This window comes from Nocardioides luteus (assembly GCF_015752315.1).
Lineage (GTDB): Bacteria > Actinomycetota > Actinomycetes > Propionibacteriales > Nocardioidaceae > Nocardioides.
Genome location: NZ_JADOVJ010000001.1, coordinates 3,900,128 through 3,911,757 on the forward strand (window position 1 = coordinate 3,900,128; position 11,630 = coordinate 3,911,757).

Annotated in this window: 11 protein-coding genes and 2 tRNA genes; 4 read left to right on the forward strand and 9 right to left on the reverse strand. The window is 69.9% G+C overall.

The window, feature by feature from the left end:
• Window positions 1-162: 162 nt before the first annotated feature.
• Complete coding sequence (locus HD557_RS18615) at window positions 163-924, forward strand: zinc ribbon domain-containing protein (protein ID WP_196874958.1); 762 nt, start codon at window positions 163-165, stop codon at window positions 922-924.
• A 59-nt stretch (window positions 925-983) separates the two neighbouring features.
• Here the strand turns inward: HD557_RS18615 and tig are convergent, their stop codons facing one another.
• The 6 genes from tig to HD557_RS18645 form a co-directional block, all read right to left on the reverse strand.
• Window positions 984-2,378, reverse strand: a complete 1,395-nt coding sequence (gene tig / locus HD557_RS18620; RefSeq protein WP_008358575.1) for a trigger factor — start codon at window positions 2,376-2,378, stop codon at window positions 984-986.
• A gap of 72 nt (window positions 2,379-2,450) precedes the next feature.
• Window positions 2,451-2,523, reverse strand: a tRNA-Pro gene (locus tag HD557_RS18625).
• A gap of 35 nt (window positions 2,524-2,558) precedes the next feature.
• A tRNA-Gly gene (locus HD557_RS18630) sits at window positions 2,559-2,632 on the reverse strand.
• Between the two features lie 93 nt (window positions 2,633-2,725).
• A complete protein-coding gene (locus tag HD557_RS18635; RefSeq protein ID WP_008358577.1) occupies window positions 2,726-3,802 on the reverse strand; it encodes a PP2C family protein-serine/threonine phosphatase in 1,077 nt (358 codons plus the stop codon).
• Window positions 3,803-3,868: 66 nt separating this feature from the next.
• Window positions 3,869-4,729, reverse strand: coding sequence for an Fpg/Nei family DNA glycosylase (locus HD557_RS18640; RefSeq protein WP_196874960.1), 861 nt, complete (start codon window positions 4,727-4,729; stop codon window positions 3,869-3,871).
• 7 nt (window positions 4,730-4,736) lie between these two features.
• Window positions 4,737-5,255 (reverse strand): ribose-5-phosphate isomerase, encoded by a 519-nt coding sequence (locus HD557_RS18645; protein ID WP_008358580.1) that lies wholly within the window; start codon window positions 5,253-5,255, stop codon window positions 4,737-4,739.
• A gap of 102 nt (window positions 5,256-5,357) precedes the next feature.
• Here HD557_RS18645 and HD557_RS18650 point away from each other — a divergent pair, with 102 nt between their 5' ends.
• A complete protein-coding gene (locus HD557_RS18650; RefSeq protein WP_307785660.1) occupies window positions 5,358-6,581 on the forward strand; it encodes an inositol monophosphatase family protein in 1,224 nt (407 codons plus the stop codon).
• 10 nt (window positions 6,582-6,591) lie between these two features.
• Here HD557_RS18650 and HD557_RS18655 read toward each other — a convergent pair whose 3' ends face one another.
• From HD557_RS18655 to HD557_RS18665, 3 genes are read right to left on the reverse strand one after another with little or no spacing between them, the layout of a single operon-like run.
• Window positions 6,592-7,164, reverse strand: a complete 573-nt coding sequence (locus tag HD557_RS18655; protein WP_196874962.1) for a hypothetical protein — start codon at window positions 7,162-7,164, stop codon at window positions 6,592-6,594.
• A gap of 18 nt (window positions 7,165-7,182) precedes the next feature.
• Window positions 7,183-7,827, reverse strand: coding sequence for a class I SAM-dependent methyltransferase (locus HD557_RS28795; protein ID WP_008358586.1), 645 nt, complete (start codon window positions 7,825-7,827; stop codon window positions 7,183-7,185).
• The gene (locus HD557_RS18665) at window positions 7,824-8,717 is read right to left on the reverse strand and encodes an alpha/beta hydrolase (protein ID WP_196874964.1); all 894 of its coding nucleotides are present in this window, start codon (window positions 8,715-8,717) and stop codon (window positions 7,824-7,826) included. The genes HD557_RS28795 and HD557_RS18665 overlap by 4 nt, the downstream gene beginning before the upstream one ends.
• A 45-nt stretch (window positions 8,718-8,762) precedes the next feature.
• On the opposite strand from HD557_RS18665, the gene cls reads away from it, so the two are divergent.
• Window positions 8,763-10,211 (forward strand): cardiolipin synthase, encoded by a 1,449-nt coding sequence (gene cls, locus HD557_RS18670; protein ID WP_231380362.1) that lies wholly within the window; start codon window positions 8,763-8,765, stop codon window positions 10,209-10,211.
• A gap of 71 nt (window positions 10,212-10,282) precedes the next feature.
• The gene (locus HD557_RS18675) at window positions 10,283-11,557 is read left to right on the forward strand and encodes a hypothetical protein (RefSeq protein ID WP_196874966.1); all 1,275 of its coding nucleotides are present in this window, start codon (window positions 10,283-10,285) and stop codon (window positions 11,555-11,557) included.
• The last annotated feature ends 73 nt before the right edge of the window (window positions 11,558-11,630 follow it).

An 11,630-nucleotide genomic window follows, 5' to 3' on the forward strand; every position in this document is an offset into this window, starting at 1 on the left:
TCCGAACGTCGTCCCTGTGTCTCAGATCACATGCCCGTACCCGCATCCCGTACGTTTGCGTTCACTCGCGCGTATGGTGTCCGTGATGCTGTTGTTACTGGTGTTGCGTGACGATGGCGGTCTTCGCGGGTTACCGTCGGATGGGGAAGGGGGTGTCGGTACGTGAGCGACGAGAACGAGTCACGCTGCCCGTCGTGCGCCGATCCGGTGCTGCCCGGGGCCATCTACTGCATCGCCTGCGGTGCCCCGCTCCTGGCTCCTCCGGAGCAGCACCGTCCGCTCTTCGTGGACGAGATCGGCGACGAGACGGCCGTCCCCCGCAGCACGCGCATGTTCTTCTTCGGTGAGGATCCACCACCGGCTCCGACGCGAGGCAACGGTCGCACCGCGCCGATCCTGCTGACGATCGCCGTGCTGGTGATCGTCGCCGGCGTGCTCGGCTTCGTCTTCGGCAAGGACGGGCCGGGCGCGACCCTGTCCGAGGCGGACCCGTCTCCCAGCCCGACCGGCACCACCCCGTCGACCGAGCCCTCCCTGGACCCGGACGCGCCTCCGGAGGACCAGCTGCTCCGCATCTCCCGGCTCGACACCGAGGCCGCCAGCAAGCTCATCGGCACCTGGATCCCGCAGCTCGCGGCCGTCGGCGCCGGCGACGGCGACGGCGGCGACCCCGACTGGCACAGGGCGCTGAGCCGCTACCAGGAGATCAAGGCCGACCACCCCGACGTGCTGCTCCTCGACACCGGCGAGTGGCCGAGCTCGTACGTGAAGCCGGGGATGTACGCCGTCGTCGTGCCCTATCCCAGCGACACCTCCGCGCCCGCGCTGGAGTGGTGTGTCGAGCAGGGGCTGTCGAGGACCGACTGTGCGGCCAAGCACCTGGAGGTCTCCGGCGATCCGACCGACAACTTCGACGCGCAGTAGCACAACAACGAAACCGCCCCTGCCCGGTTCGGGCAGGGGCGGCGTACGTATGGGCCTGATCAGGCGTCGGCCTTCTCGGTCTCCTCGGAGACCTCGTCGGTCGCCTCGGCCTCGGGCTCGTCCTCGCCGATGGTGCCGTCGGGACGGAGGTTCTTCAGCTCGACGTGGTTGCCGGACTCGTCGGTGACCTTGGCGGCCTCGACCAGCTGGGCCAGCGCCTTGCCGCGCAGGATCTCCTGGACCAGCTCGGGCACGTGGTTGTGCTCGAGCATGTGGTTGACGAACTCCTGCGGGTCCTGGCCGGACTGCTGCGCACGGCGCATCATGTGCTCGGTCAGCTCCTGCTGCTCGACCCCGATCTCCTTCTCCTTGGCGATCTGGTCGAGGATCAGCTGAGCGGCGACGGCGTCACGGACGCGGCGCTCGAGGTCGGCCTCGAACTCCTCGATCGTCTGGCCCTCGTCCTCGAGGTACTTGTCGAAGGTCAGGCCGGCGAAGCCGAGCTGCTGCTCGATGCCCTGGCGGCGGGCGTTGAGCTCCTCGGTCACGATGGTCTCGGGCAGCGGCACCTCGACCTTCTCCAGGAGCGCCTCCAGCACGGCGTCACGGGCGGCAGCGGCCTGCTCGAGGCGCTTGCCGTTGCCGAGGCGGCCGCGGACGTCCTCCTCGAGCTCCTTGACGGTGTCGAACTCGCTGGCGAGCTGGGCGAAGTCGTCGTCGTACGCCGGGAGCTCCTGCTCCTGCACCTGGTTGACGGTGACGTTGACGTCGACCTCCTGGCCGATCAGCTCACCGCCGACGAGGGTGCTCTTGAAGTCCTTGGACTCGCCGGCCGAGAGGCCGGTGATGGCCTCGTCGAGGCCGTCCAGCATGCCGCCCTTGCCGACCTGGTAGCTCATCCCGACGGCCTCGGCGCCGTCGACGTCCTCGCCGTCCTTGGTGGCCTTCAGGTCGATGACCACGAAGTCACCGTCGGCGGCGGGGCGCTCGACGTCCTTGAGGGTGCCGAAGCGCTCGCGCATCGCCTGGATCTGCTCCTCGACGTCAGCGTCGGTGAGCTCGATGTCCTCGACCTTGGCCTCGATGCCCTCGTAGTCGGGCAGCGTGATCTCGGGCTTGACGTCGACCTCGGCGGTGAACTCCAGCGCCTCGTTGTCCTCGAGCTTGGTGACCTCGATCTCGGGCTGCGCGAGCGGCTCGAGCGAGTTCTCCTGGAGGGCGTCGAAGTACTTCTGCGGGAGGACGTTGTTGACCGCCTCGGAGAGCACCGCACCGCGGCCGACCTGCTTGTCGATCACCTGGGGCGGGACCTTGCCACGGCGGAAGCCGGGGACGTTGATCTGCTGGGCGATCTGCTTGTACGCCGCGTCGAGGCTCGGCTTGAGCTCCTCGAAGGGCACCTCGACGGTCAGCTTGGCCCGGGTCGGGCTCAACGTCTCGACGGCGCTCTTCACAGGGTGTCTCCTGTCGTTTGTTTCTGAGAATGATGTCGCGTGCAGGGGCTGTATGGATTTTCAGGCGAGATGTCGGGGCGACAGGACTCGAACCTGCGGTCTCCTGCTCCCAAAGCAGGCGCGCTAGCCACTACGCTACGCCCCGTCAAGGGCCCCTCCCCAATCAGCGGGAATGGCACTTGGAGCGGATGACGGGAATCGAACCCGCGTAATCAGTTTGGAAGACTGAGGCTCTACCATTGAGCTACATCCGCGCACGCGAGAGCCAGCGCCCTCGTGCGACCCGCGAAATCCTGCCATAGATCTGGCTCACACCTGTAACCGGCTCCCCTACTGGCCGGTTTCCGTCACCGTCTACCGACCGCGACGAGGGCTCGATCGTCCGAGCTGGCGCTCAGTCCCTCGAGCAGACGGCGCGCTCCCCCACCACGTCCGGTGACGGCGAGATGGTCGGCGGTGGCGACCAGGTTGCCGATGCCGTGCTCGAGGTCGACGCCCCGCGCCTCCACGACACCGTCGGTGTAGAGCATCACCATGTCGCCCACCCCGAGCACGCCCTCGCAGGCGTCGAAGTCGACGTCGTCGATGAGGCCGAGCACGGGACCGTTGCTCTCGGCCTCCTCCCAGCGGCCGGTCGAGGCGCGGCGTACGAGGGCGGGCGGGTGGCCCGCGGTGCGGATCTCGTAGGCGCCGTTGCCGAGGTCGATCGAGAGGTAGACCGCGGTGGCGAAGCCCTCCTGCCAGTCCTGGCGGAGCAGGTAGCGGTTGGCGGCGGGGAGGAACTCGCTCGGTGGCAGCGCACCGAGCAGGCCGCCGAACGCTCCGGAGAGCTGGAGCGCCCGGGTGCCGGCACGCACGCCCTTGCCGGAGACGTCGACGACGACCACCTCGAGCCGGTTGTCCACGCGCACGGCCACGACGAGGTCGCCGGCGAACTTGGTGCCGCCGGCCGGAAGGACCGCTGAGTCGGCGAGCCAGCCGGGAGGCATCGGCGGGATCGCCCCCTGATCGAGCCGGGTCGTCAGGTCGAGCAGCATGCGCTCGTTGCTCAGCCCGCCCACACCGAGATCGCTGCGCTTCATCGCGACGTACAGCACGATGAAGCCGAGCAGGAAGTGCACGACGATGGCGGCGGCATCGCGGTCGGACAGCGTCAGCCGGCTGGCGGCGACCACGATCATCACCATCACGAAGACCACGAACCAGCCCAGCGTACGCGGCCCCAGCAGCACCGCACCGAGCAGCAACGGCACCGTGAGGACGGCCACCGGGACCACCTGCAGCCAGCCGGTCTGGGCGGCCGCGAGGATCGTCAGGACGATGGTGAGCAGCCCGAGCCACAGCACCGTCCGCAGCTCCGGGTCACGGAACCTGCGGCGGAACGCGTTGCTCCGCAAGCGGTCTGCGAAGGCATGGCTCGACATGGCCTCACTCTAGGTCTCGAGGTGGGGGCTGCGTGGTCGTTCTCGCAGGCCGGAGACTAGTGCGGGCTACTTCTTTACGGTCGTCCGGGGCCGGTGGGCGCGCTGGCACTTCGGGCACCAGAACAGGTTGCGCTGCTGCAGCTCGGTGGTGCGTACGCTCGTGCCGCACACCAGGCACGGCTGGCCGTTGCGGCGGTAGACGTAGACCTCGCCGCCGTGGTCGTCCTTGCGCGGCGGTCGGCCCATCGCCTCGGGCGTGTGCTCGTCGCGGACGGTGTCGATCCGGTTCTTCTCGACGCCGTCCTTCATGAGCTCGACCAGGTCGTCCCAGATCGCGTCCCACTGCTGCCTGCGCAGGGTGTTGCCCGGGCGCATGGGGTCGATCCGGTGCCGGAAGAGCACCTCGGCCCGGTAGACGTTCCCCACCCCGGCCAGGACGGACTGGTCCATCAGCAGCGCCCCGATGGTGGTCCGGCTTCGGCTGATCCGCAGCCACGCCCGGCCCGGGTCCGCGTCGTCGCGCAGCGGGTCCGGCCCGAGCTTCGCGACCACCGCGTCCCGCTGCGCCGCGGTGACCAGGTTGCAGGTGGTGGCGCCGCGCAGGTCGGCGTAGGTTCCGCCCTCGCCGGTCGAGCTCGTCGAGACCACCCTCAGGCGGACCTGGCCGACCGGGAGCGGTGGCTCGCCCGTGTAGGGCTTCAGGTCGAGCTTGCCGTAGAGGCCGAGGTGGATGTGGACGTACTGCTCCCCCGGGAACTCCACGAACAGCTGCTTGCCCCACGCCTCGGCGCCGGCGACGACCTGGCCGTCGAGGAGGGCGGCGGAGTCGGCGAACCGGCCCTGCGGGCTGCTGACCCGGACCTGCTCGCCGGCGAAGGCATCGCTCAGATCGAGCGCGAGACGGTGGAGGGTGTGCCCTTCGGGCATCCCCGGATCAGTCCTGGTCCTCGGCCGGCCCCAGGCCCTTGGCCGAGTCCGGGAGCGGCGGCCGCACGCCGTCGGCGTCGTAGGCGTGGAGCTGGTCGATGCGGCGTACGTGCCGCTCGTCCCCGCTGAACGGCTCGGCCAGGAAGATCTCGACGAACGTCGTCATGTCCTCGAGGCTGTGCATCCGGCCACCGACCGCGACGACCTGGGCGTTGTTGTGGTCGCGGGCGAGCTTGGCGGTCTCCTCGCTCCACGCGAGCGCACACCGGATCCCGGTCACCTTGTTGGCCGCCATCTGCTCGCCGTTGCCGGATCCACCGATCACGACGCCGAGGCTGTCGAGCCCCTGGTCGCGGTCACGGGCCACACCCTCGGCCGCCCGGATGCAGAAGACCGGGTAGTCGTCGAGTGCGTCGTAGACGAACGGGCCGTGGTCGACAGGCTCGTAGCCGAGCTCCGTCAGACGGTTGATCAGATGGGACTTCAGTTCGAGACCGGCGTGGTCACAGCCGATGTGGACGCGCATGCCACCATCCTCTCTCACGGGCGGCCCATCTTCGGATTCGGTGGGGCGAGCAGCCGAAAAGCACTCCCGGCCACGAGCCGCACACCGATAGATTCCCCCACCGTGACCCAGTGGAAGACGATGGACGAGATCCTCGCGGCACGAACCCGGTTCGAGACGGCCATCGACGGCTGGACTCCCCCACAGGCCCACGGCGTGGGCCTCCGGCCATCGACGGCGACCACCCACGAGCCCGAGCACTTCCCCCTGGTCAACGCCTACGGCCACCGCTTCCCGGCGGTGGTGATCGCAACGGTCGTCGGACACACGAGCGGCACCGCGGCGTATAGGATGACCCGAGAGCAGCTCGAGCGGGCCATCGAGCTGATCTCCCCGGCGGAGGCGTACGTCGACTACGACCACCCCAACCTGTGGAGCTGGCGCGACCGGATCCTGCCCGCGCTGACCGAGGATCCCGAGGCCGAGGTGGTGGCGGTCTTCATCGGCGACGAACCGGAGGAGTCCCCGGATCCGGCGATCGACGCCTTCCGACGAGCATTTCCGGACGAGGCGGTCGCGATCGCCGCGGCGACGGCGGGGGCGGCGGTCGTCCGGGAGATGTACGGCACCGACCTGAGCCACTTCGACAAGTCGCCGACCGACTTCGCCACCGAGGCGGACATTGCCTCGGAGAAGGCGATCCGGGAGACGATCGCGACCTACCGGCCCGAGGACGCCTTCGAGGGCGAGGAGACCGGTCGCACCGGCGACAGCGAGCGGAGGTGGCTGGTGGACCCGCTCTGCGGGACCCTCAACTACGCCGCCCAGACCCCGCTGGCCGCGGTGAACGTCGCGCTGGTGACCCCCGACGGCGTCACGGCGGCGGTCTCGGCCGACCCGATCAGCGAGGAGATCTTCTGGACCGACGGGGTCTCGGCCCGGATCCGTAAGGGCGGCGGCGACACCGTCCTCGCCCCGACACCGCGCACCAGGCTGGTCGACGTCCAGTGCGACGGTCCGCTCGACCGGCCGTTCGTCGGCGGACAGCTCGTCGCCGACCCACGCCTGCGCGCCGAGTTCGGGCCGCGGGTGATGTCCTCGACGCTCGCGGTCGCCTGGGTCGCGGCCGGCCGGCGGGCGGCGTACGTCACCGACGGCCACCTCGAGGGCAGCGTCCACTTCACCGCGGGCATCGCGCTGTGCCAGGCCGCGGGATGCGTCGTCACCGACCTCAACGGCGACCCGATCCACACCGGCCGCGGGATGATCGCGGCAGCCGACGCCGACACCCACCGGAAGCTGCTCGGCCTGGTCCGCCGACATCTGGACCCGGCGGACCGGCCCTGAGCCGACGAGATCAGCGCTGCATCAACGCGTCCATCGCGACCGCGACGGCGGCGGCGACGCGGAAGTCGACGCGAGGGTCGTGGACGGTGACCGTGTACTTGTCGCGGAAGGCGAAGCGGCGCTCGATGGAGATCAGCGGCTGACCCTCGGAGGACACGTAGTCGAAGTGGATCGGCAGGAAGTCGAGCTCGGTGAAGCGACGCAGGATGGCCACCAGCTGGTTGCGCTCCTGACCGGTGCCGGAGTAGCCCGGGCCCTCGACGTGGAAGGTCGAGCGCAGCAGGCTCTTGCCGAAGTCCTTGCGGAAGAAGCCGAGCGGCGCGCCGCTCGCGTCGGTGACGTCGTAGCCCGCGTTGAGGTCCATCACCGCACGCGCCTTGAACGCGAAGACGGCCTGCGACTTCGACTCGTCGGCGTAGAACGTGACCTGCTCCTTGAACGCCAGCCGCTTCTGCTGCGCGAAGGCGAGCACCTGCCCCTCGGAGCCGTCGGCGTTGGCGGCCTGGGCGACGTACTTGTTGGCGAAGGGCGTGACCTTCTGGCGAAGGAAGAAGAGGGGTACGTGGTAGGGCTGCTGCGTCATGGGCGCAACGTACCCTCGTCAGCGCCGCCGCGCGACGAGATATGCCTGCGGCGTCCGCTCCCAGTTCTCGGCCGACCGCACCACCGTCGCGGTGACCTCGAAACCGGCCTCCTCGAGGAGTGCGCTGGTCGCCTCGACAGGGAGCCGGTAGCCGTCGAAGGTGACGTCGTGACCGTAGGCGCCGATGTGGCGGACGTGCTCGTCCCCGACCTGGAAGGCGGTCACGAACCGGCCGCCGCGCCGGGTGACCCGGGCGAGCTCGGCGATGACGTCGGGGCGGCGCGAGGGCGGGGTGTGGATGAGCGAGTACCAGGCCAGCACGCCTGCGAGCTCACCGTCACGGAGCGGAAGACGCGCCATGTCGCCGACCTCGAACCTGAGCGCGGGATGCCGCTCCATCGCCTGCGCGATCATGCCCGTCGACAGGTCGACCCCGAAGACGTCCAGCCCCCGCTCGGCCAGGTAGGCGGTGATCCGCCCGGGCCCGCAGCCGATGTCACCGACGAGCCCGCCCCCGTCCTTGCGTACGTAGGCCGCGAAGGTGTCGAGCACGCCGGCGTCGAAGGAGGTCTCCGTGAGCGTCGGGTCGACGATCTCGGCGTAGGCCTTGGAGACGGTGTCGTAGGCGGCCCTGGTCTCGGTGACGTCGTAGGGCTCGGTCACCGGCGTCCCCTCGGGCTGTGCTGGTTGATGAAGCCGGCCGTCATCGCCATCACCGACTCCGCCGCGGGGAACGTCGTGCCGTGGCGCCAGAACCCGTGGATCTGGCCGACGGCACGGAAGGCGACCACCTCGACGCCGAGGTCGGCGAGGCGCAGCGCGAAGTCCTCGTTCTCGTCGGTGAGGATGTCGCCCTCGGCGCTGACGATCAGCGTCGGCGGCAGGCCGCGGAGCTCCTCGTCGGAGGCGAGGTAGGGGCCGAGGTCGGGGTTGCGGAGGTCGGCCTCGGTGGCGGCGTACTGCTTCCAGTACCAGGCCGCCTCCTCGTTCCAGCCGTCCTCCATGGTGTAGCCCGGGGTGCTCATCGACGGGTCGAGGAACGGGTAGACGAGCACCATCGCGCCGAAGACGCCGGGGTTGCGCAGCGCCGCGACCAGGGCGAGGTTGCCGCCGGCGCTGTCACCGTGCACGTACGCCGGCAGCGTGCTCAGCAGCGGGTCGTTGCCCAGCCACTTGACGACCGTGTCGACGTCGTCGGGAGCCGCGGGATAGGGGTCCTCGGGAGGCCTGCGGTAGTCGACCGACAGCACCCGCAGCCCACTCCGGTTGGCGAGCCGCCGGCACGCGGCGTCGTGGACCTCGACGTCGTTGAAGACGAAGCCACCACCGTGGAGGTGGACGATCAGCCCCTCGCGTACGTCCTCGGGGGTGTAGAGCCGGCACGGAACCCCGTCGGCGTCGATCCCGGTGACCTCCGCGACCTCCTCCTTCGCCTCGGCCGCGGCCAGCCTGCGGGCCTCGGTGCGCTGGGCGGCGACGTCGACCTCCCAGACCGGCGGCGAGGCCTCCTCGGCGGCGATGGCACGGCGGGCGGCGGGGAAGAGTCGAACCATGTCAGAAGATTCCCACACCAGTGGCGGTGGTGCATGCTGAGCCGCATGAACGCGGGGGAAGTGACGAGCACCTCGATCTACGTCATCGACGTGCTGGTGAAGGTGGTCGCGCTGGGCGTGGTGCCGAAGAACAGGCGCCCGAGCAGTGCGATGGCGTGGCTGCTGGCCATCTTCTTCATCCCGGGGGTCGGCCTGATCGGCTACCTGCTGCTCGGTCAGACCCGGCTGGACCGACGGCGGCACGCCCGCCAGCGGGCCCTCAACGACGAGGTGACCGAGTATGTCCGCGGGCTGCCGAGGACCCCGCACCCGAAGACGATCTCCGAGGTCGACGCGGCGACGATCGAGCTGAACGAGCGGCTCGGCTCGCTGCCCGCCAGGCCGGGGAACCGGGTCGATCTGATCGACGACTACACCGCCTCCGTCGAGGCGATGACGGCCGCGGTGGACCAGGCCGAGACGTACGTGCACGCGCAGTTCTACATCACCGCCTGCGACCACGTCACCGAGCCGTTCTTCGACGCTCTGGACCGGGCCGCGGCGCGTGGGGTGCGGGTGCGGCTGCTCCTCGACCATCTGGGCTCGCGCGGCATCCCGGTCTGGCGCGCGCTCAAGAAACGGCTCAACGCCTCCGACATCGACTGGCACCCGCTGCTCCCCATCAACCCCCTGCGCGGCCAGATCCGCCGTCCCGACCTGCGCAACCACCGCAAGCTCCTGGTCGTCGACGGCCGGGTCGCCTTCACCGGCTCGCAGAACCTCATCGAGCCCGGCTACAACAAGCCCAGGAACCACCGCGCCGGCCGGGAGTGGGTCGAGCTGAACGCCCGGATCGAGGGTCCGCTGGTGACCGCGCTGAACGTCGTGTTCGCCAGCGACTGGGACACCGAGACCGGGGAGCTGCTGCGGGCGGAGCTGGCCGCCCCCGCACCGCCCGCCGGCGACGTGACCGGCCAGATCGTGCCCAGCGGGCCGGGTGTCGACGCGGAGAACAACCTGCGCGCGTTCACCCATCTCATGTACGCCGCCAGGAAGCGGATCTCGATCACCAGCCCCTACTTCGTGCCGGACGAGTCGCTGTTGTACGCCGTGACGACCGCCGCCCGCCGAGGCGTCGAGGTCGAGCTCTTCGTCAGCGAGGGCAAGGAGCAGTTCATGGTCTACCACGCCCAGCGCTCCTACTACGAGGCGCTGCTGGAGGCCGGGGTCCGCATCTACCTCTACCCCAAACCCGCCGTCCTCCACTCCAAGCACTTCAGCATCGACGACGAGGTCGCCGTGCTCGGCTCGAGCAACATGGACATGCGCTCGTTCGCCCTCAACTACGAGGTCTCGCTGATGCTCTTCGACGGCGACCCGGTCGCGCAGCTGCGGAAGGTCGAAGACGGCTACCGGGCCATCTCCCGCGAGCTGCTGCTCGAGGAGTGGCTCGCGCGGCCGCGGGTCGCGGCGTACGTCGACAACGTGCTGCGCCTCACCGCCGCTCTCCAGTGAGCCCGGCGGGCACAGCGCTTCGCGCGAAGAATTCCAGGGCGGGATCGCCGGGGGCTCCCTAGACTCCCGCCGTGGACCTCCGAGCACGCGCTGCGGCGCTCGCGCTCGTCGCCCTCCTCTCCGCCGGCTGCGCGGAGCTTCCCGGGGGCGCGGGCGCCGGGCCGTCACCGGCGCCGTCGCATCCTCCGTACGAGCCCGTTCCTGCCGACTACGAGGCGGTCGAGAAAGTGCTGGCCCAGCGCGCGACGGCGGCCCTGCAGGGCGACGAGGAGGCGTTCCTCGCCACTGTCGACCCCCGCGACCGGAAGCTGGTCGACCAGCAGCAGACCATCTTCGGCAACCTCCAGGAGCTTCCGATGACGTCGCTCGCCTACGAGGTGAAGGACACCGAGCAGACCCCGGACGAGGTCCGCAACGACGGTGTCCTCTTCGCTCCGCAGGTCACCGAGGTGGCCCAGCTCGAGGAGGCGCACCGGGCGCCCGTCTCCCACCCGACCGACATGACCTTCGTACGCCACGACGGCGGCTGGGTGATCGGACGGGACCGTGCCGCACCCCAGGAGAGGTACAGCCGGCCGTGGTTCGGCGGCCCGGTCGTGGCGGCGGCCGGGCGTTCGGTCGTCGTGGTCACCGAGCGCGACGGCCCGACCGACGCCGCCGAGCTCCTGGACCGGGTCTCGGCGGCGCGCGCCGAGATCGAGAAGACCCTCGAACCCGTGTGGCGAGGTGATGACCAGAAGGAGGTGCCGCTGCTCGTCGACGCGACGTACAACGGCAAGCCGCCCGGCGACACGTTCGAGGGCGAGGACGGCGCCGCTGCGGTGACCTTCTGGGTCGACGCCGTCGGGCTCCCGAAGACGAGCATCGCCACCTTCGCCGGAGCCGTCATCAAGGACAACCCGGTCGCGGCCAACCGGCTGGCGACCGACGAGCGCACGCTGCGTCACGAGCTGAGCCATGTCTACGGCCCGGCCCTGGTGCCCACCTGGGTCAGCGAGGGGCTCGCCGAGTATCTCTCCGGCTGCGAGGCCAACATCTGTGGCGAGGACGAGGAGCGCGACCAGCTGCTGGCGCACGAGCGAGCTCTCCCGGGCGATGAGGAGTGGGGCGAGGACGGCTCGATCGACTACGCGCTCTCCCACGCCGCGGTCTCGTGGCTGATCGACCAGAACGGCGGGATGAAGAGGTTCCTGGAGTTCTGCAACGACTTCTTCCTCCACCTGCCGAGCGGCACCGAGAACTTCCACGACGGGACCGGCAAGGCACTGGAGGCGAGCTACGGCATCACCGAGAAGCAGCTGGTCGACGGCACCTGGTCGTGGTTCGAGCAGCTGCCCTCCGCTTGACTGGGCCCATGCGCCACCGAACGCCCATCCGCGGGGGCAGCCGCTCCGAACCCAGCCACATGAACCTTCGCAT